Genomic DNA, 20419 nt, shown 5'->3' with positions numbered 1-20419 from the left:
GGTATATTAGATCATTGACAATAACAACCTCCCCCCGTGTAGATTCATCCGAACGTCACATCGAAAGTCTCTCGCCGCGATGAGCAGCGCCTATGAGCGAAAGAAACAACCGGAAGTCGTCCGCCGCGCTCTGATCGACTGTGCGGCCAATCTGGCGCTGGAGCGCGGCCTGCAGGCGGTTACGGTCCAAGCCGTCGCCGCGGCCGCCGGCGTCACCAAGGGAGGGCTGTTCCATCACTTCCCGACCAAGGAGAGATTGATCGAGGCCGTATTCGACGCCCAGCTCGACATCTTCGGTTCCGCGATCGACGAGGCGATGCAGGACGACCATTCCAGCTACGGCTGCTTCACCCGCGCCTATGTCCGGGCGACCTTCAACCTCAGCGACCAGGACGACAACCAGTGCGGCGGCGCGCTGGCGGTATCGATGATGACCGATCCAGTACTGCGACCGCGCTGGTCGATCTGGATGCGGACGCGGCTGACCAACCACAAGAAGACCGACTCTGCGCCCGCACTGGAGATCGTCCGGCTCGCCGCCGACGGTGCCTGGCTCGCCGATCTCACCCACCTCGCCCCCGACCTGCGGATGGACCGCAAGAAGCTGCTGGCGCGTCTCGTTGCGATGACGCGAAAGGACTGAGCCGCAGGTCGTGACGCAGGTTGTGAACACGGCACATCACGGCCGATCACAACTCGCTTGCATAGACATCGGCAGACATGATCCGGCGCATCGACGGCATCCCGCGATCGTAGTTGTATCGCGACCGGGGAACGCTACGTTCGCCGGCGCTCGATGATTCCTTGCGTCGGACAGTCGGGCCCAATGGAGAGACCAGATGACCAAGACCGGCGCCGCGGTATTCGCGGCAGCGACCATTCTCACCCTGGCGGCGGCTCCGGCCTCGGCCCGTGATTTCCCTTACTGCCTGCAGGGCGGCGAATGGGGGTATCCCGGCAACTGCCAGTTCGACTCCTACCAGCAGTGTATGGTGACGGCTTCCGGCACCCGGGCGTATTGCGACATCAATCCCGTCGTCGCGTTCAGTGCGCGTCAGCAGCTCTCCGAACCGCAGGACGTTCCGCCTCCGACGCGGAAGCTCCGGCATCGCCGGCACTGAGGCACCGCCCCAGGCGACCATCCTGCTGCAGAGCCTGGACAGGACATCCCAGCAGTTACCAAAAACGACGGCGCCGCTTCCGGTTGGAAACGACGCCGTAAAACTTCGATCAGGCGACCCGCCTATTCGTCGCGATACACCTTTTCGCGCTTCTCGTGGCGCTCCTGGGCTTCGACCGAGAGCGTCGCGATCGGGCGCGCTTCGAGCCGCTTCAAAGAAATCGGCTCGCCGGTTTCTTCGCAATAGCCGTAGGTGTTGTCTTCGATCCGCTGCAGCGCTGCGTCGATCTTGGCGATCAGCTTGCGTTGACGGTCGCGAGCGCGCAGCTCAATAGCGCGGTCGGTTTCGGAAGAGGCGCGATCGGCCAAGTCGGGATGATTGACGTTCTCTTCCTGTAGTGCCTGGAGCGTGAGTTTGGCTTCACGCAGGATCTCGTCCTTCCAAGCTAACAATTTGGCGCGAAAATACTCGCGCTGCCGCTCGTTCATGAACGGCTCTTTCTCGGATGGTCGATAGTCTTTCAACTTGTCCAAGGGCAATCCATGATCCACATCAGGCGGTAAACACCCCGCCTGCGCGGCAGCTTATATAGCGCTGAGTTGTGACAGACAATATCGACCGCAGCGTTCACAGTGGAACGGCGGAATAGCTGGGGAACAGGACAGGGAGGGCTCAGCCTTGGCCGGCCTTGGCCAGCTCGACCTCGACCCGTAACTCGATCTCCGCCAGCACCGCATCGAGGCCCGGATCGCCGGAGGAGTCCTTCAGCTCAGCGGCGGCGGCCCGCAACCGCGCCACCGTGGCGGCGTCAAGCGAACCGGACAACAGCCCGATCTTCAGATCGTCGAGCGCGTCCAGCGCGGTCCGGCCGCGCTTCACCGACCGCTTGCGCCGCTCGGTGGCATCCTCGACGCCCTGCATCGCCAACAACGCATCGAGGGCGGCCGGCGGGCGCGGGGCGCTGACCGGTTTGGCCTCCTGCGGCGTCGGGGCGCTGGGTAGCGAGAACGTGCTCGACCCGGCGCGCCGGACAGTGCCGGAGCCGGTCGATGTGGTGGTGCCGTTCGGACCGTAAATGCGCATCGTTTCTCTCGCCGTGTCCAGGCTCGCCGCGAAACAGCTTACACCCAGGGCGGCAACAGGGCTGAGGCCCCCGACCCACAGCAAACCGGTTTATGGTTAACGGCGAGTAAACGACCCGGCAAGAATTGCCGATGACGGCAGTTTCGGCGCGGCGGGAACCCGGGGCCGGCTCTGGCCAGTGGAACTTACCCCCGTACAATCAACAAGTTGCGCCGATTTGCGGAGTGGCACAGGACTGGCAAGGAATGGCTGACCCACGTCGTCGGCGACAGCCGTCGGCGGATCGACAGGAGCCGTGAATGCCGCGTCCCACCACCCGAATTCTGAAGCTGGCATCGGTGGTGCTGTGCGCGCTGCTGCTGACCGGCGTGGCGGCGAACGCGACTTCGCGAATCAAAGACCTCGCCAATATCGAAGGCATTCGCCAGAACCAGTTGATCGGCTACGGCCTGGTGGTCGGCCTCAACGGAACCGGCGACACCCTCAACAACATCCCCTTCACCAAGCAATCGCTGCAGGCGATGCTGGAGCGGATGGGCGTCAATATCCGCGGCGCCACCATCCGTACCGGCAACGTTGCCGCCGTGATGGTGACCGGTAATCTGCCCCCGTTCGCCACCCAGGGCACCCGGATGGACGTCACCGTCTCGGCGCTCGGCGACGCCAAAAACCTGCAGGGCGGCACCCTGCTGGTCACCCCCCTGCTCGGCGCCGACGGCAACGTTTACGCCGTCGCGCAGGGCTCGCTGGCGATCGGCGGCTTCCAGGCTGCCGGCGCCGCGGCCAGCATCACCCAGGGTGTTCCGACCGTGGGACGGATCGCCAATGGCGCGATCATCGAGCGTGAGATCGAATTCGCCCTGAACCGGCTGCCGAACGTGCGGCTGGCACTGCGTAACGCCGACTTCACAACCGCCAAGCGGATCGCCGCCGCGGTCAACGACTATCTCGGCACCAAATGCGCCGAACCGCTCGACCCTTCCACCGTCCAGCTCTCGATCCCGGCCGAGTTCAAAGGCAACGCCGTAGCGCTGCTGACCGAAATCGAACAGTTGCAGGTCGAGCCCGATCAGGCTGCCAAGATTGTGATCGACGAGCGCAGCGGCATTATCGTGATGGGGCGCGACGTCCGTGTGGCCACCGTGGCGGTCGCCCAAGGCAACCTGACGGTGTCGATCTCCGAAAGCCCGCAGGTCAGCCAGCCCGGACCACTGGCGAACGGCAATACCGTCGTCACGCCCAACACCCGCGTATCGGTGACACAGGACGGCAAGAAGCTCGCGGTGGTCAAGGATGGGGTGTCGTTGCAGCAGCTCGTCGACGGCCTCAACAGCCTGGGCATCGGCCCGCGCGACCTGATCGGCATCCTGCAGGCGATCAAGGCTGCCGGCGCCATTGAAGCCGACATCGAGGTGATGTGATGACAACCGCCACCACCTACGGCCCCACCCTTCCGACCTACAACGGTCGTCCCGACTTCGCGCTCGCCGAAGCGCTGTCGAAAGTGCCGGCCAAGGTCCAGCAAAAGGCGCAGGCCAACGCCCGCGACTTCGAGGCGATGTTCATCAACACCATGTTCTCGCAGATGACGGTCGGCCTGAAAGGCGACGGACCGTTCGGCGACACCGTCGGAACCGGCGTCTGGCGCTCGATGTTGACCGAACAGCATTCGCAGATGATCGCCAAGGCCGGCGGCATCGGCATCGCCAGCGACGTCTACCGCTCGCTGATCCTGCAACAGGCCGCGCGCTCCTGAACCCGCAAAGGACGACGCCATGAACTCCACGCATTCTCAGCAAGTTCAGCCCGCCGCCGCACAGCCGGTGTCCACCCCGGCCGACGCCCGCAAGCTCGCCGAAACCCTGATCTCGGTGATGGACGGGCTATTGAAGCTGATCGAGCGCGAGACCGAACTGGTCCGCGCCGGACACATCGCCGAAGCGATGCAGCTCGAAAGCGACAAGACAGAGCGCACCAAGCGCTACATCAGCGCCATCACGCTGGTGCGCGCCAGCCAGCCCTACATGGCCAAAGCGACGCCCGATCTGCTCGCCACGCTGCATCGGCATCACGAAGTTTTCCGCGCCATGCTGCAGGTCAATCTGACGGTCCTCGCGACTGCGCACGCGGTTTCGGAGGGCATCGTGCGCGGCGTCAATGCCGAAGTGCAGAAGCGCAACGGACCGCAGACCTACACCGCCTACGGCCGGCACACCGCCCCGAGCCCGCGTCAACTCACGCCGATCGCCGTCAGCCGCTCGCTGTAACGCCGCCCCTTCCGAACACCGGCTCTCCCGCTGCGGCTGGCGTCCTGGCCCGCGCGCGAGCAAGCTCGCGCGATCGGTCACTTTCGATTCAAATCATCGGAGTCTTTGCAGGAGGAATTTCAGAACTGTTTGCCACGATGATGGAGGAGGTGTGGGATTGACCTGATGGAAGCCAGGAGGCTGACATGAGTATCGATTTCAACGTCAAGCCGGTGGGGGCGCCGGTGATTACGCCGATCGTCAGGCCGGAGCCTGAAGCGGCGCGAACTGCGATACCGACTGATCTGCCCGCGCCACAAAGCGTGACTGCGGCAGACAGCGGATCCGGCTCGACGACAGTCAGGTCTCAATCCGACCCTTCGACGATCGCCCGTCAGGTGATCTTCGATCGGGCGGCGGCCGAGATGGTCTACGTCGCGGTCGATCAGAACACGCAAGCGGTCATCAGCCAATACCCGGAGTCCTGGCAGCTCAAGGCACGCGCGTACTTCCGCGAGCTGGATCAGTCCAAGACCGCCCGGATCGGATCGCTCGCAACCGACCGCGTCGTCTGACGCGCACTCGGATTGTCTAACGGGAATTTCCCGGCCTGCCGGTTGCAGGCGCGGGAATTTCGTGCTGCCTGCGACAATCGACAGCGAAACAGCCGACGGCGAAACAGCGCACGATCGAGCAAGAGGCAAGACTCAAGCGCGACCGCTGAGTCCGGCGGCGATGTTGCGATTGATGTCGATCAGCGCCTGCAGGCGTTCGACTTCCGGTTTGATCTGCAGCGCGCTGGACTGGCTGAGAACAAACACCCCGATATTGGCGATGTTCTGCCGGATCTCGATCGATTGCGGATTGTCGTCGCGCATCGCTTCGGTGACGAAGATCGACCAGAGCTTGCGATTGAACATCAGCGCTTCCTGAAGTCCGATCGCGCCCTTCTCTTCCCAGTTCGTGACGATGTCCTGAAGCTGTTTGGCCGCCTTCAACAACGCCTGCGCTTCGATTTCGCGAGGAGACGCGGTTCTCTGCGCGGTTCGGGCGTAGGCTTGCGCGGCACTCGACATCGTCTACCTCGACAACAGTTCTTCTTCACGCTTGATGAGGGGGCGCAGCTCTCTGAGTGCCTTATAGAGATTGCCGCTTAAGATATGATTACTGGTCGCTTCGATCGTTTCGCGAAAACTCGGAACCGCTTCGAGCAGTTCCTTGATGAAGCCCAGGTACAATTCCTGATACGCGGGAATGTCGTTCTGCAGATACATCATCTGGACGCACAGATAGATGCGCTTGACCGGCGTGTTGGCGGTCTCCGCAGTGAGAATGTCCTTCTCACGTAGGATCGGCGCATCACCGTCGATCAGGAAAGTCGTGCGGGTGTCGGAGTTGGTGATCACGCTCTGCCCGATCACGATCCGCTCAAACGGCTTCAATTCGACTCGCAGAGGCATCGTGTCTCCCTTCTCCTACGGTCGGTCACCGGACCAAAATCGACTCATTCTCAAGCCGTTTTCCTTATGCGCAGGCTTTGCGAATCGATCCAGTACAAACGCGCCGTCGTTTGAGGGGGATAACCGCTACAGCCGATTGCGCGGCGCCGAAGCGCGCCGGCATCCGCGCGCCGCTGCGGCCGGCGTCCCGGCGCCAGGCCGGGACCGCCTTGCTTACCGCAGCAACTGCAGCACGCTCTGCTGCGACTGATTGGCCAGCGACAGCGCCGATACCGCAATCGATTGCCGGGTCGACAGCGCCTGGCTGTTGGCCGCTTCTTCGTTGGTGTCGGCGAGCGTCAGGTTGGACGAGCCGGTCTGCAGCACGTTGATCAGGTTCTTGGCGAACTCCTGGCGGATCTGCACGATCGACAGGTTGGAGCCGTAGGACGACGCCTGCGACCGCAGCGTGGTCGAGGCGGTGTTCAGCGCCGCCAGCGTCTTGTTGGTCGCGGCGTTGTCGATGAAGTCCGTCCCGGCCACCAGCGTCGGCAGGCCGAGCGCCGCCGGCGACAGCGCAGTGCCGACGATCGTCAACGTCGACTTGCCGGTTTCGTTGAACACCAGCTTCAGCGTGTCGCCGTTCAACAGGTTGACGCCGTTGAACGAGGCATCCTGCGAGGTGGTGGTGATCTGCGCGATCACGTTGTTGTACTGCTCCACCAGCTTGGCGCGCGCGGTCTGCGAGTTGAGATCTGCGACCGGCGGATTCGGCGTTGTGAAGGTCAGCGTCGCAGCAATGCTGCCGCCGAGCTCGCCGCCGTCGGCGATCGAACCGAGCGTCGACGAGGCATAGTCGTTGTTCGATGAGATCGTCAGCACGCCATTGGCGTCGATCTGCGCGATCATGTTGTTGGGCGCCAGCTTGGCATTGAGCTGGGCCAGTGTCTTCACCGTGCCGCCAGTGCCGTCGCCGAAGGTGACGTCGACCGGGGTGCCGCCCTTGAACGAGGTGAAGGTCAGGTTCTTGCCGGACACCCCGCCGGCACCGGAAGCGCGCGACGCCTTGAACTCGGTCGAGGTGCCGGTGTTGCCGGCGAGGCCAAGCGCCAGCATCGCATTGCCGGTGCCGCTGATGGTGAGGTCGGACGCGCTGCCGGTCGAGATCTTGAGCGAGCCGCTGGAGAGCGACGAGTTCGCCGAGCCGCTCTGAGTTGTCAGCGTGGCCCCCGCCGCCGACAGCTTCGCGGTCTGCACCCCGGTGGCAAGGTCGATCGCGGTCAGCACGTCGGCCATGGTGCCGCCCTGTAGATACACCGTCGAGTTGCCAACGCCGTCGGTCTCGACGTGACCGGTGACGCCGGTGTGGTCGGCCGATGCGGTCGGCACCGGCGCGTTCTTGAAGGTAACGGTCTTGCCGTTGATGTTCAGCGTCGAGCCGTCCTGAATCAGCGTGCCGATGGTGCCGGCGCCGGTCGAGCGGGTCGCGGTGAGCGTCGCGGGGCCCGGACCGGTCGAGTTGGTCAGCTGCAGCGAATTCAGGAAGTCGGCCGGACCGGTAATGCTGAGATCCGCACCGGTCGACGTCTCCAGCGTCACCCCACCCGCAGTGATCTGCGACGGCGTGCCGTTGGCGGAGAAGGTGGCGACGCCATTGGCGATCGTCGCGGATTTGACCCCGCTGGCAAGGTCGATCGCGGTCAGCACATCGCCGACGGTGGCCGAGGTGTAGGTGTTGCTCGTCCCCATATAGATCGTCGAGTTACCCGACTGGTCGGTGACGATGTTGCCGAGCACGCCGGAGCCGGCCAGCAGCCCCGCGGGGCTCGGCGGATCGCTTGCCTTGAAGGTGACGGTCTTGCCGTTCACCGTCAGCGTAGTGCCATCGGCGATCGCCGGCCCGAGACCGCCGACCGAATTGAACAGCTTGGTGGTCGCCGTGATTGCGGTGGAAGCGCCGGTGCCGAGCGGCACCGAAACTGTCGAGCCGAAGCCGAGCTTCGCCAGCACCGTGCCGTTGGTGGTGTCGCTGATCGACAGCGAACGGTTGGTGCCGCTGTGGAGCTGGATATGACCGGTGGCATCGACGATGGACGGATTGCTGGTGTTGCCGTTGATGGTGTCGATGCTCGCCAACAGCGCGCTGATCGGCTGATTGATGCCGATCGTGTAGTTGCCGTTGCTGTCGGCCGTCGCCGTGCCCGTCGTCGTGAAGGTGATGTTCTTGCCGTTGACGACGATGACGTCGCCAGCCTGCGGGCCGGTGGGCGTCACGGTCGAGCCGTTGGTCAGCGAACTGATCAGGTCGGCGCTGGTCGCGGTCGCGGTCGCGGTGCCGGTATGGAGCACGCTGCCGGTCGCGGTCGCGTCGGCCGCGACGTTCCTGAAGATCGAGCCGCCCGACAGACTGCCGACGCCGCCGCCGAGCGTATCGGTCGGCGACACGCCATTGGTGCCCCCGGCGGTGCCGTCATAGACCACGTTGCTGGTCGCGATCGCGCTGGCGAACGTCTGGGTGCCGCGCAGATCGTTCGGCGTAGCGCCGGCGATCGTGGTCGAAACGTTGGATTTGGTGCTGTAACCGACGTTCGACTGCAACGCCTGGTTGGCGATCGACTTGGCGGTGTCGATCAGCTTGTTCAGCGAGGTGATGCCGGTGTTGGCGGCCTGCAGGATCTGGACGCCGTTGCCGATGCCATCGAGCAGGTTGTTGATGTCGCCTGCACGGCTGTCCAACCCCGCCGCGGTGAAGAAGTTGGTCGGGTTGTCGAGCGCGGTGTTGACCTTCCTGCCGGAAGCAAGACGGTTCTGCGTCGTCGCCAACAAATCTGCAGTCGACTGCAGCGATAGCAGATTCTGGCGAACCGCTGCTGAGAGAACCACATCGGACATGGTGCAAACCTTCCTGATCCGCGCTGGACGTCGACCTTCAGTCGCACGTCGCTGCTCGCGTCGAACGGTCGTTGCCGCTGCGACACTTGCCGGTTGTGTTTAGACGCCTGTTCTGGAGAGGGACCTCGGCTGCACGACACAAGTGCGCACCGGATCAACGCGGCCGATTCTCGACCTACCTTCTTCCTGAGCACCGGGGACTATGGCCGCGGCCATTTAAAATATGGTTAACAGCATCTTAAGGAGAAAAAATCGAGTTGAATCAAAGGCGAAACCGGAGAGCGCCCGGTTCGGACCGCCGCCATGAGGTTTCGCCAGAGGTGATTCGCTTAACTTTTCGGCCGGCGGGAATTGCCGCCGGCCGATTCTCTCGCGCCCTGTGCGGCTGCTGGCGCGGCGGCCATCATGGTTTATGAATTATTTACACGCCTGTCGGAGGATGCCGCGCCTACGAGCGTCTCTCAGGTGCGCGACAGGACCCGAGGAGATACGATCCCTCAGCCAGATTCGGATCATCAGATGCAGCCCGGACGCAGCAAGGCCGTTCCTCCCCGCAGCCAGACCGACAAGGCTTACGAGCCGGTGATGCTGTTGATGCGCGCGCGGCTGCTGCATCAGAACGGGCAGCTCGACGAGGCGCGCTCGGCCTACAAGAAGGTGCTGAAGAAGGCGCCGGACAATTTCGGCGCGCTGCACTTCTACGCGCTAGCCGAGTACCAGAGCGGCAATATCGAGCCTGCGATCCGGTCGCTGAAGCGCGCACTGCTGATCGAGCCGAATTCGGCGCAGGCACACTCCGACATGAGCATTCTGATGCTCACTGCCGGCCGGTTTGCGGAGGCGATCGCATCGTCCGACAAGGCGATCGCGCTCGACCCGAACCTTGCGCTCGCGCATGCCAACCGCGGCCTCGCGCTGGCCGCCCTCGGCCGCTACGATGAAGCCGTGGCCAGCTACGACAAGGCGATCGAGCTGGTGCCTGACCGCACCGACAGCTGGAACGACCGCGGCAATGCACTGCACAAGCTCGGCCGCTATCAGGATGCGCTGGCGAGCTACGACAAGGCGATCGAAATCGATCCGCTCAACGACGCCGCCTTCATGAACCGCGCCAGCACCTTCAAGGAGCTGAAAGAGTTCGATCTGGCGCTCGCCAGCTACGACCGTGCGCTGTCGATCGGCAAGCGCCCGGTCGAGGCCGGGATCTTCCGCGCCGAGACGCTGCTGGCGATGAGGAACGTCAAGGACGCGATGGCGACCTGCACCGCGGTGCTGAAGGTCGAGCCGAATTCGGTGCCGTCCCTGACGTTGCTCGGCAACTGCATGGCCGCGCTCGGCGATGCCGAGACCGCCATCAAGCTGCACAGCCGCGCACTGGAGCTGGCGCCTCACTACGAAGCGGCGATCTCGAGCCAGATCTTCGCGATGGACTTCAGCGCCGGCTCGACCATCGAGATGCAGCAGGCGGCCCGAAAGAACTGGTGGACCAAAGTCGGCGCGCCGATCTACCGCGCCTGCGCGGTGCCCCCGGTCAATGATCGCGATCCGGACCGGCGACTCGTCGTCGGCTACGTGTCGGCGGATTTCCGCGCGCATTCGGCCGCGTTCTCGTTCCGCCCGGTACTGACGCATCACGACAAGCAGAATTTCGAGGTCGTCTGTTATTCCGGCGTCATCATTCCCGACGACACCACCAGCAGTTTCATGGCTGTCGCCGACAAATGGCGCGACTCCTCGCAATGGCCCGACGATCGTCTCGCCGACGCGATCCGGCAAGACAAGGTCGACATTCTGGTCGACCTGTCGGGCCACTCGGGCGGCAACCGGCTGCGGGTATTCGCCCGCAAGCTGGCGCCGGTGCAGATCAGCGCCTGGGGCCATGCCACCGGCACCGGTCTGCCGGTGATCGACTATCTGCTCGGCGACCCGGTGGCGATCCCGGTCGAGGACCGGCACTTCTACGCCGAGACGATCTACGATCTGCCATCGATCGTGATCATCGAGCCAACCCCAGACCAGTGGCGCTCGCAGGAACTACCGTTCGATCGCAACGGTTATCTGACCTACGGTTCGCTCAACCGCATCTCCAAGATGTCGGACGAAGCCATCGCGGTGTGGGCGCAACTGCTGGCCACGGTGCCGACGGCGCGGCTGATCCTGAAGGATCACCAGATCGACGATCCGTCGGTGCGCCAGACCCTGCTCGACAAGTTCCGAACACGCGGCATCGCGGTGGATCGGATCACCCTGCTGGGCTCCAGCTCACGGCAGGATCACCTCGAAACGCTCAGGCAGGTCGATCTCTGCCTCGACCCGTTCCCGCAGGCCGGTGGCGTCTCGACCTGGGAAGCGTTGCATATGGGGGTGCCGGTGGTCAGCCGGCTCGGCACCACCGTGCCCAGCCGGGTCGGCTGTGCGGTGCTCGCCGCCGCCGGGCTGCCGGACTTCATCGCGACCGACGACACGCGCTACATCGAGATTGCCAGCAAGCCGGATCTCGAGCGGCTGCGCTCGATCCGCCGCGGCTTGCGCGACTTCATCCTGCAGCGCTGTGGTCCGGTCGCCTACACACGCGCGGTCGAAGACGCGTACCGGACGATGTGGGAACGTTGGTGCGCCACGCCATTCGACGAAGCCAAGGATCGGGCGCTGCGCCGCGGGCGCTGAGCCCCATTTCCGTTACACGCCCGCGCCGCCGCTGTGTTTTGGCGCGGAGCCGGGGACGAACGGCGCGATCAGCATCTCGCGCTTGATCAGGTCATCGTCGATCGACGGTAGCTGGCTCTCCAGCGGCGCGCCGAACTTCAGCACCGGGTACAATTTCTGCGCCGGGTTGATTTCGACATTGCAGAACACGGGACCTTTACGCGCATAGACGTCGCGAAGCTGGCCGGCGATATCGGCGCTGCGGCTGATCGTGACCACCGGCAGGTCCATCGCCTCGGCAACTTTGCGGAAGTCCACGAACGACAATCCGCTCGGCGCATCGACGCCGACATAGTGGCCATCGAGCCAGGTCTCCAGCGTCTGCTTCTGGATGCCGTGGCCGTGATTGTTGAACAGCATCAAGCGCACCGGCAGCTCGTGCCGCTTGAGCAGCGCCAGCTCGCCGAGCGACAGCATCAAGCCGCCATCGCCGATGATGCAGGTGACGCCGCCCTTCGCCTGCACCGCGGCACCGATCGATGCCGCCAACGCGTAACCCATCGCTGTGTTGTTCCAGTCCGAAATCAACCGCTGTCCGCGCTTGATGCGGAAGCCGTTGCAAGTCCAAGTGAGATTGCCGCCGGTGTCGACATAGATCAGTTCATCGGCGGGCGCAGCGTCGCTGAGCTTGTCGATAAAATCATAAGCGTCGACAAAGCCGGCATTGCCGGGCGCGGGGCCCGGCCGATCGTCCGGCAAGGCGACCCGCCAACGCGCGATCGTATTCAGCCAAGCCTCACGCGGCGGCGCCGCCTCGACTGCGGCGAGCAGCTTCGGCACAAAGGCATCGAGCCGCGCCGCGATCCGGGTCGCGATGCGGATACCGCGATCATCGAACTTGTCCATCTCGCCGCGGCTGGCGTCGACCATCACGATCGTCGCCTCGCGCGCAAACGACGGCAGGATGCCGCCGGTGACGTTCTGCGACAGCCGGCTGCCGAGGCACAGGATCAGATCGGCGTTCTGCACCGTGAAGTTGCCGAGCCGCGGCCCATAGACGCCGAACGGCCCGACCCGCAGCGGGTGATCGGCTGCGATCAGATCGGTGGCCGCCCAGGTGGTCAGCACCGGCATGCCGAGGCGGTCGACGAGCTGATCCAGCATCGACCCGATCCGTGGCGTCGATAGCCCACCACCGAGGATCAGCACCGGACGTTTCGCGCGCGCGATCAGCGGCAGCAGCGCCGCGATCTCGGTGTCGAGATCACCGGGTGCGGTTGCCGTTTCCGGCGTGAAGCCAGCGAGCGCTTCGGGATCGATCTCGGCGCGCTGCAGATCGTCCGGCAGATCGATCAGCACCGAACCGGGCCGCCCCTCGAATGCGAGATGATACGCCTTCTCCAGATGATAGCGGATGGTGGTCGGGTCGGAGATCTGCACCGCGTATTTGGTCACGGTGGCGAAGATCGAAGTGACGTCGGTTTCCTGAAAACCCAGCTGACGGATCTGGTTCTTTCCCTTCAGCCGATGGGTGGCGACCTGCCCGGTGATCATCAGCGTCGGCACCGAGTCGTAATAGGCGCAGCACACCCCGGTCAGCAGATTGGTAGCGCCGGGCCCCGAGGTGGTGATGGCGACGCCGAGCTTGCCGGTGGCGCGGGCATAGCCGTCCGCGGCGATCGCAGCCGCCTGCTCGTGCTGCGGAAAGATCGGCGTGACGTCCGGGTGACGGTGGGCGGAATCGAACATGTGCACCGCCGCGCCGCCGGAAATGCCGAACACATGGGTGACGCCGCGCCGCGCCAGAAAATCGATGACATAGTCGGAGAGCTTCACGCTTGTCCTCCTTGCGCGGCCGATCAATTGCCGTGGCGGCGCAGCTTGTAAATGTTCGGATCAGTGACGAGCCGCTCGGTCAGGGCCGCGCCGCCGGCGCCGCGCCAGGCATCGTGCACCACCGAGAAATTGCGTCCGCCGGTCGCCGCTCGGCCTGCATCGAACGCCCATTCGATGCAGCCGAGAATGTCTTCGTAAGACGTGCCCTGCGCGCCCGAGTCTAGGAACTCGAGCGTGCGGCGCAGACTGATGCCGGCGTCGTCGCCGGCCTCCACAGTCTGGCGATGAATCTTGGTGTTGACCCAGCCGGTGCCGACCGCGATCGCGTGCACATCGGCATATTCGTCGTCGAGCAATTCGCACAGCTTCACCAGCATGACCTTGCCGAGGCAATAGGCCGAGTAGTTGCGGAACGGGCCGTTGATTCCGCCGCCGACCAGGAACGCGACCTTGGTGATCGCCCCCTGCGCGCGATGCGGATACAGCGCGTGCAGCAGCCGCATCTGCGCGACCGAATTCAGCGACAGCGACGCCGCCCACTCCTCGAAGTCGCGCCCGAAGAAATCCCCGATCGGGGACAACTGCCCCGCGGCGCTGATCAGCCGCTCCCAGGGCTTGCCGAGCGCCGCGATCTCCGCCGCCGCGCTGCGCACGCTGCTGGCATCCGTCAGATCGCAATGCACCAGATGAATGCCGGCATCAGACTTCAGCTCGCTCAAATTCTCGCTGGACCGATAGGTGCCGATGACGTCATAGCCCTGCGCCCGATAGAGCTGCGCCAGCCTGACGCCGATGTCACTGGAGATCGCCGCGATAACGACGCTGCCGCTCATCGCTGGCCCCCATAGGTCTTTGCCGCAGCCTGCGCGAACGCCTGCGCCAAGGCGCCGTTGTTCTCGGTCATCAGGCCATACCAGGGATCGTCGTTATTGGTCTCCGTCATTGCGGGCCGAAGGCGAAGCAATCCAGAGGCGCCATGCGCGGGGCTGGATTGCGTTGTCGGCGGCGCCTCCTCGCAATGACGGGGAGAGGCTTCAAACTGAATGGCCGCCAACGGAAAATCGATCTGCGCCAGCGCCAGGCTCGCCGGATTGCCGATGTCGCGGTGATAGCTGCCGTTGTGGAACGCGAAGATGCGTCCCATGAACACCGGCAGCACTTCGGTCGAGAAATCGACCACCGGCTTGCCGAGCGAGGCGATGAAGTCGATCACCTCTGGCTCGACGATATACACCGCCGCATTGGCAAGGTTGCCCTTGGGATGCTGCGGCTTCTCGTCCATCTCCAGCACACGGCCGGCGGGATCGAGGGTGAGGATGCCGCAGCTTTGCGGATGATCGGTGACGAAGCTCATCATCGTCATTGCCGTATCTGGGGCGCGCCCCGCATGGGTGGCGAGGAAGGCGCGCGGATCGAACAGGCTGAGATTGTCGGCATGGGCGAACAGCGTCGGCCCACCTACGAAGCGCTCGCGATGCCGTAGCAGCGTGCCGGCGGTGCCGAGCAGCGAGGTCTCAGGCGCGAGGATCACGCGCTGTGCCCACGGACTGCGGCGGATATACTCGCTCACGAGATCCGCATGGTGATGCAGATTGACGACGATCTCCGAGAAGCCTGCCTCGCTCAGCATCTGCAGCCACAGCCCGAGCAGCGGGCGGCCGGCGACCGGCATCAGGCATTTCGGCAGCACATCGGTGAGCGGCGCCAGCCGCGTGCCGAGGCCGGCCGCGACCAGCAGCGCCTTGGGGCTGCCGCTCACGCGTCGAGCTCCCGGATGATGTCGCGCGCGGTGACCGGGATGTTGCCGATCCGGCCGACCTGGCAGGCGGCGGCGATCGAAGCGAGATAGGCGCTGCGCCAGATGTCGGTGCCGATCGCCAGCGCCAGCGCGGCGCAGACGAAGAACGAGTCGCCGGCGCCCGCCGCATCCTTCGGTGCGGTGTTGAACGCCGGCAGCCGGTCGGTCACCACGGTGCCGGCACTGCCGGTTTCGGCGTGCACCAACAGGCCCTCGGCCGCCAGCGTCAGGATCACGTTCTTGGCCCGCGCTTTTTCGCGCAACGCTTCGACCAGCACGACGAGACCGGAATCGAAATCGCGCATGGCCAGCCGCGCCTCACGCTCGGTCGGCTTGATCAGCAGCATCTCGGTGAAGCGCGAGATATCGCCGACCTGCGACGACGATTGGCTGTCGGCCACCATCGGCACACCGCGCGCTCGGCACGCCTGACCGACCGTCTCGACCAACCGGGTCGGCAAGCAGCCGTAATTGAAGTCGGAGAACACCACCAAATCAGTCGTCGGCAGCCGATGCTCGATCGTCTCCAGCATCCGCGTCTGTAGATCGGCATCGACGTCGTGCTGTTTGAGATGACTGACCCGCAGCAGCGTCTTGTTGCCGGCGCGGAAGCGCTGCTTGGTGGTGGTCGGCCGGCTCTCATCGGTGAGGATCGTGGCGTCGACGTTGTACGACGCCAGCCGCTCGCGGGCGAAGTCCGCCATCGCGTCGCCGCCGCCGACCGTGAGCAGGCCGACTTGCGCGCCCATGCCGGCCGCATGACCGGCGACGATGCCGGCGCCGCCGACGAACAATTCGCGCAGCACCGGCGTCACCACGATCGTCGGATCTTCCTGCGACAGGCCGAGCGGATCGCAGGCGATGTATTCGTCGACGATCAGATCACCGATCACCAGAACCCGCAGCTTGGGAAATCCCGCCAGCACGTTCTTCAGGTCGAGCGGTTCGAAGCGATGCCGACGCGGATAGTCGAGCGGCTTGACGATCGACGACGGATTGAATTCGCGGAACTCGCGCTTGATCAGATCGAGCGACGAGAACGCGACCTCGCCGGAGGAGAACACCAGGCGGCCGCCATAGCCGTCGAGTACCGCCTTCTCCGGATTGTCGGCGCCCTCGTGTTCCTTGCCCTTGACCACGACGGCAGGCCGCAACGCAGCGACAAAATCCTCCGGCGCATCGTGCAGCAGGAAGGCGTGGTCGACAACGCCGATGGCACGCACGCCTTCGAGCCGCAGTTCGGCCGGCAGCATCCAGTCGTAACCGGGTTCGGCGGTGACGCCGACCACCAGATAGTCGCCGCAATCCGCGGCGAATTTCAGAAGCCGCAGATGGCCTGGATGGACGATGTTGAAATTGCCCGAGACGAACACGATGCTGCGTCGGCGTCCGGCCTGTTTGCGGATGTCGGCAAGCGCCGTATCGGTCTCGGGATGCAGCATCAGCGTCACCTCAGCGACGGATCGATTTCGATCAGCGGGCGCACGCTGCGGCGTTGCGCAAGATCGTCCAGCGCCTCGTTGATCTCGTCGAGTTTGTAGCGGCGGGTGAACATCGCATCGAGAGGCAGCTTGCCGTCGCGGTACAGGCCCGCCAGCAGTTCGATGTCGCGCTCCGGCTTGGCATCGCCGCCCCAGGTGCCGAGGATCCGTTTGCCGCAGATCAGCTCGAACGGGTCGAGCGCGATCTTCTCGCCGCTCCGCGGGTGCGAGGCGAACACGCACAGCCCGCCGAACCGACGCGTGGCGTCGAACGCCTGCTCGATCACGCGGGTGAGGCCGGCGGACTCGATCGCGTAGTCGACGCCGAGCCCGCCGGTCAGCTTACGGATCTCCTCGACCGGATCGGCAACCGACGCATCGATCACGGTTGTCGCACCGAGCTCGGTCGCCATCTTCAGCTTGGCGGCTTCGACATCGACAGCGATCACCTGCTTGCAGGCGAACAGTTTGCAGGCCATCAGTGCGGCGAGCCCGATGCCGCCAAGACCGAAGATCGCCAGCGTGCTGCCGGCCTGCGGCTTGGCGATGTTGAGCACGATGCCGGCGCCGACCGGCAGCGCGCAGCCGAACAGCACTGCAACGTCCATCGGAAGTCCAGCCGGCAGCAGCGTGACGCGGTTCTCCGCGACCACGGCATATTCGTTGAAGGTGGTGACGGCGCCGGCATTGATGACGCGCTCGCCGCCGGCGTAGCGCACACCTTGGGTGTCGCTGCCCTGGCCCTTGATCCAGCCGAGAATGACTCGGTCGCCCTTGCGGACCTTGCTGACGCCGGAGCCGATCTCGACGACGACGCCCGAGCCTTCATGGCCGAGCATATGCGGCAGATAGCGATCCGGTCCGCGCCCACCGCGGGCTTCCATCACCTGGCTGTGGCAGACGCCGGAGTAAGCCAGCTTGACCAGCACTTGCCCGGCCGCGAGCGGCGGCGCCTCGACCATCTCGATCGAGAGCGGCTGATTGAGTTCGTGAAGCACCGCGGCGCGGAAGGTCACGGGCATGGCGGCCTCCGCTGTGCAGACGCCCGCACTGTCCCCGTCATTGCGAGCGAAGCGAAGCAATCCAGGAGCCCCGTGCACTGGGCCCTTGGATTGCTTCGTCGGCTTCGCCTCCTCGCAATGACAGTGTCAGGTTGTGCCATCATCGCGCCCTCAAAACGGTCCTGAGAACCAGGTGCCCGGCACGTCGTGCGGGAAGGTGCGCTGGGCGACCAGCGAGGCAGTTTCGACGTCGCGGCCGAGTATGCGGCCGACCGCTTGCGCGATGTGTTCGGCGCGGACGTGATAATTCTTGGTCAGCGCCGGGCTGGTCGCCTCCGGCACGTCCGGCGCTGCGAGGCGCTGCGGCGCGCTCTTGAGGCTGGCGAAGTGATCGGTGGCGATCCGCGCCACAATCTCGCCGGCCACACCGCCGGTCAGATGTCCGCTGTCGAGCGCCAGCAGGCGCCCGGTCTTCTGCACTGAGGTGATCACCGTCGGCCAGTCCAGCGGACGAATGATGCGCAGGTCGATCAACTCGCAGGCGATGCCTTGGGCGACGAGATGATCGACGGCGTGCAGCGCCTCCACCGTCATGTAGCTCATCGCCACGATCGTCACCGCATCGCCCTGGCGTACGACACGGGCCTTGCCGAGCGGGGTACGGACATCGCCAGCGGGCACTTCGCCCTGCATGTTGTGCAGCCAGCGATGCTCCAGGAAGATCACCGGATCGTCGTCGAAGATAGCGCCGAGCAGCAAGCCCTTGGCATCTTCCGCCGTGGTCGGCATCACCACCTTCAGGCCGGGAATATGCGCGAACCAGGATTGCAGGCTCTGCGAATGCGTCGGCCCCTGGCCCCAGCCGCGGCCAATGATCATCCGGATAGTGATCGGCACGCCGCGTTTGCCGCCGAACATGAAGCGCCATTTGGCGGCGTTGTTGACAAGCTGGTCGAGCGACAGCAGCGCGAAATCGAGCCGCTGATGCGTCATCACCGGCCGCATCCCGTTCAGCGCCGCGCCGATCGCAAAACCGGTCATCGCCGCTTCCGAAGTCGGCATGTCGAAAACGCGCTCAGGTCCGAACTGCTTGTGCAGATCGAGTGTGGTGCCGAACACGCCCTTCGGATCGTCGGTGCCGAGGCCGAAGCAGATCACGTTCGGATCGGCGGCCAGCGCGGTGGCGAGTCCATCCCGGATCGCGGCAGCGAAGGTGGTTGCCATTCCGCCCTCCCTAGCCTGCTGCCGACGCGTAGACGTCGGTGAAGGCGTCTTCGGGCGGCGGGAACGGCGAGCTTTCTGCGAACGCGAACGCCTCCCCGATCTCCGCATCGATCTCGGCCTGCATGTCGGCGACGTCGGCCTCGGTCATGATCCCTTCGGTGATCAACGCGCGCTGCAGCGCCGGCACCGGATCGCGCTGCTTCCACGCCTCGAACTCCGCGACGGCCCGATAGCCAATGTCGTTGTCGTAGTTCGGGCCACAATGTTCGCGCCAACGATAGGTCTCGAACTCGTAGAACCGCGGCCCCTCGCCGGCCCGGATCGCCGCCACGCCTTCGCTGAGCGCCGCAACCACCGCGCGCGCATCATTGCCGTCGCCATGATGCGTCTCGAGGCCGAAGCCGGCGACCAGCTCGGACAGCTTACGGCCGGGCGGCTGCCGCACCGACAGCGGCGAATACACCGAGTAGCCGTTGTTCTCGCACAGGAACAACACCGGGAGCCGCTTCACCACCGCGAAGTTCACCGACTCGAAGAACACGCCGGTCTCCGGCACCGCGTCGCCAAGGAACACACAGGAAATTTGGCCGGTCTTGTTGAGCTTCATCGGATAGGACAGCCCGACGCCGACCGGCACCGTGCCGCCGACGATCGCGGTCGAGCCCATGAAGCCGACGCTCTCGTCGACCAGATGCATCGAGCCGCCCTTGCCGCGGGCGCAGCCGGTGACCTTGCCGTAGATCTCCGCGATCATCGCCTTCAGCGATCCGCCTTTGGCGAGATAGTGCGCATGGGCGCGATGCCCGCTGACCGCAAGATCGGTCGGCCTCAGCACCGCACCGGCCGCCGCGGCGACCGCCTCCTGCCCGACCGACAGATGCGTCGGGCAGCGCATCTTCTGTTCGCCGTAGCGCGCCGCGATGGTCTCCTCCACGCTGCGGATCCGCAGCATGTCGAACAGCAACCGGCGCGACGTCTCGGGGTTCATGGGATGAACCAGTAATAGTCGCCGGTGTAGCCGACTTGCGCGAAGAAGGCCTTCCACTCGTCGACATGCATGATGGTCTGCGCGGTCAGATTCCACGCCATCATCCGGCGCTTCTCTTCTTCGTCGCGATAGGCGTCGACGGTAATGAACGCCCCCTTGCGCGCCACCCGCTCGATCTCGCGCAGCGCTTCTGCGCAGTCGTCTCGGACGAGGTTGTGGACGGTGTTGATCGAGATCACCACGTCGAACGACTTGTCGGCGAACGGCAGCTTCGTCGCGCTGGCGACGCTGACATGCGGCTTCATGTCGTCGATCGCATGCGCGATGGCGTAGTCCGAAACATCGACGCCCTTCACGGTGATGCCGGGGATCAGCTCGGCCATGTCGTGCAGCATGAAGCCCTTGGCACAGCCGACATCGAGCACCGAAGACGACGCCGAGAGGCCGAAATGCTGCTGGAAGGTCGGGATCACCGGCTGCCAGAAACGGGGCATGTAGTTGAATCCGCCATAGCCGTGACGGCGGTCGCCGTCGAAGAATTCTTTGCCGAAGCGCCGCGCAATCGCGCGATCCTCTTCCGACTTGGTCTGGCCGCGCTCGTCGACATTGCGCTTGGTGCGCGGGTAATTGACGAGGAGATCGATTTCCTGACCCATTGCGGTCC

20 protein-coding genes are annotated in these 20419 nt (G+C 64.7%); 7 read left to right on the top strand and 13 right to left on the bottom strand.

Annotated elements, in window-relative coordinates; all coding sequences use genetic code 11:
* Positions 1-79 precede the first annotated feature (79 nt).
* Positions 80-643, top strand: coding sequence for a TetR family transcriptional regulator (locus DY468_RS01285; protein WP_164601635.1), 564 nt, complete (start codon positions 80-82; stop codon positions 641-643).
* A 196-nt stretch (positions 644-839) separates the two neighbouring features.
* On the top strand, positions 840-1121 hold the full coding sequence (locus DY468_RS01280; RefSeq protein WP_164601633.1) for a DUF3551 domain-containing protein: 282 nt from the start codon (positions 840-842) through the stop codon (positions 1119-1121).
* A gap of 122 nt (positions 1122-1243) precedes the next feature.
* Here the strand turns inward: DY468_RS01280 and dksA are convergent, their stop codons facing one another.
* Both dksA and DY468_RS01270 read right to left on the bottom strand, forming a co-directional pair.
* The gene (gene dksA, locus DY468_RS01275) at positions 1244-1654 is read right to left on the bottom strand and encodes an RNA polymerase-binding protein DksA (protein WP_164601631.1); all 411 of its coding nucleotides are present in this window, start codon (positions 1652-1654) and stop codon (positions 1244-1246) included.
* Between the two features lie 139 nt (positions 1655-1793).
* Complete coding sequence (locus DY468_RS01270) at positions 1794-2204, bottom strand: flagellar assembly protein FliX (protein ID WP_164601629.1); 411 nt, start codon at positions 2202-2204, stop codon at positions 1794-1796.
* 299 nt (positions 2205-2503) lie between these two features.
* On the opposite strand from DY468_RS01270, the gene DY468_RS01265 reads away from it, so the two are divergent.
* The 4 genes from DY468_RS01265 to DY468_RS01250 all read left to right on the top strand — a co-directional run bounded on the left by DY468_RS01265 (position 2504) and on the right by DY468_RS01250 (position 5025).
* Entirely contained in the window at positions 2504-3625 is a 1122-nt protein-coding gene (locus tag DY468_RS01265; RefSeq protein ID WP_164601627.1) for a flagellar basal body P-ring protein FlgI, read from the top strand.
* Entirely contained in the window at positions 3625-3960 is a 336-nt protein-coding gene (flgJ, locus tag DY468_RS01260; RefSeq protein WP_164601625.1) for a flagellar assembly peptidoglycan hydrolase FlgJ, read from the top strand. Before DY468_RS01265 ends, flgJ begins: the two co-directional genes overlap by 1 nt.
* A gap of 19 nt (positions 3961-3979) precedes the next feature.
* Complete coding sequence (locus DY468_RS01255) at positions 3980-4471, top strand: hypothetical protein (protein WP_164601623.1); 492 nt, start codon at positions 3980-3982, stop codon at positions 4469-4471.
* 185 nt (positions 4472-4656) lie between these two features.
* Positions 4657-5025: a hypothetical protein gene (locus DY468_RS01250; protein WP_164601621.1), complete on the top strand. Its 369-nt coding sequence runs from the start codon at positions 4657-4659 to the stop codon at positions 5023-5025.
* Positions 5026-5157: 132 nt separating this feature from the next.
* Here the strand turns inward: DY468_RS01250 and flaF are convergent, their stop codons facing one another.
* The 3 genes from flaF to DY468_RS01235 all read right to left on the bottom strand — a co-directional run bounded on the left by flaF (position 5158) and on the right by DY468_RS01235 (position 8781).
* Complete coding sequence (flaF, locus tag DY468_RS01245; RefSeq protein ID WP_164601619.1) at positions 5158-5526, bottom strand: flagellar biosynthesis regulator FlaF; 369 nt, start codon at positions 5524-5526, stop codon at positions 5158-5160.
* 3 nt (positions 5527-5529) lie between these two features.
* Positions 5530-5910 carry a flagellar biosynthesis repressor FlbT gene (flbT, locus tag DY468_RS01240; protein ID WP_164601618.1) on the bottom strand — a complete coding sequence of 127 codons (381 nt, stop codon included), beginning with the start codon at positions 5908-5910 and terminating at the stop codon, positions 5530-5532.
* Between the two features lie 213 nt (positions 5911-6123).
* Positions 6124-8781: a DUF1522 domain-containing protein gene (locus tag DY468_RS01235; protein ID WP_164601616.1), complete on the bottom strand. Its 2658-nt coding sequence runs from the start codon at positions 8779-8781 to the stop codon at positions 6124-6126.
* A 519-nt stretch (positions 8782-9300) separates the two neighbouring features.
* Here DY468_RS01235 and DY468_RS01230 point away from each other — a divergent pair.
* Complete coding sequence (locus DY468_RS01230; RefSeq protein ID WP_164601614.1) at positions 9301-11448, top strand: O-linked N-acetylglucosamine transferase, SPINDLY family protein; 2148 nt, start codon at positions 9301-9303, stop codon at positions 11446-11448.
* A 12-nt stretch (positions 11449-11460) separates the two neighbouring features.
* Here DY468_RS01230 and DY468_RS01225 read toward each other — a convergent pair whose 3' ends face one another.
* The 8 genes from DY468_RS01225 to DY468_RS01190 all read right to left on the bottom strand — a co-directional run bounded on the left by DY468_RS01225 (position 11461) and on the right by DY468_RS01190 (position 20411).
* Positions 11461-13263: a thiamine pyrophosphate-binding protein gene (locus DY468_RS01225; RefSeq protein ID WP_164601612.1), complete on the bottom strand. Its 1803-nt coding sequence runs from the start codon at positions 13261-13263 to the stop codon at positions 11461-11463.
* A 23-nt stretch (positions 13264-13286) separates the two neighbouring features.
* Positions 13287-14096, bottom strand: coding sequence for an SDR family NAD(P)-dependent oxidoreductase (locus DY468_RS01220; protein ID WP_164601611.1), 810 nt, complete (start codon positions 14094-14096; stop codon positions 13287-13289).
* Positions 14093-15022: a nucleotidyltransferase family protein gene (locus DY468_RS01215; protein ID WP_164601609.1), complete on the bottom strand. Its 930-nt coding sequence runs from the start codon at positions 15020-15022 to the stop codon at positions 14093-14095. Before DY468_RS01215 ends, DY468_RS01220 begins: the two co-directional genes overlap by 4 nt.
* A complete protein-coding gene (locus DY468_RS01210) occupies positions 15019-16503 on the bottom strand; it encodes a PfkB family carbohydrate kinase (protein ID WP_164601607.1) in 1485 nt (494 codons plus the stop codon). The genes DY468_RS01215 and DY468_RS01210 overlap by 4 nt, the downstream gene beginning before the upstream one ends.
* A 5-nt stretch (positions 16504-16508) precedes the next feature.
* Complete coding sequence (locus tag DY468_RS01205; protein WP_164601605.1) at positions 16509-17564, bottom strand: zinc-binding dehydrogenase; 1056 nt, start codon at positions 17562-17564, stop codon at positions 16509-16511.
* 150 nt (positions 17565-17714) lie between these two features.
* Positions 17715-18767 (bottom strand): alpha-ketoacid dehydrogenase subunit beta, encoded by a 1053-nt coding sequence (locus DY468_RS01200; protein ID WP_164601603.1) that lies wholly within the window; start codon positions 18765-18767, stop codon positions 17715-17717.
* Between the two features lie 10 nt (positions 18768-18777).
* The gene (locus DY468_RS01195; RefSeq protein WP_164601601.1) at positions 18778-19755 is read right to left on the bottom strand and encodes a thiamine pyrophosphate-dependent dehydrogenase E1 component subunit alpha; all 978 of its coding nucleotides are present in this window, start codon (positions 19753-19755) and stop codon (positions 18778-18780) included.
* Positions 19752-20411 carry a class I SAM-dependent methyltransferase gene (locus tag DY468_RS01190; RefSeq protein WP_164601599.1) on the bottom strand — a complete coding sequence of 220 codons (660 nt, stop codon included), beginning with the start codon at positions 20409-20411 and terminating at the stop codon, positions 19752-19754. Before DY468_RS01190 ends, DY468_RS01195 begins: the two co-directional genes overlap by 4 nt.
* Positions 20412-20419: the final 8 nt, after the last annotated feature.

It is taken from the genome of Rhodopseudomonas sp. BR0M22, assembly GCF_010907035.1.
Classification (GTDB): Bacteria; Pseudomonadota; Alphaproteobacteria; order Rhizobiales; family Xanthobacteraceae; genus Rhodopseudomonas.
This window is presented reverse-complemented; position numbering and strand designations above follow the sequence as displayed.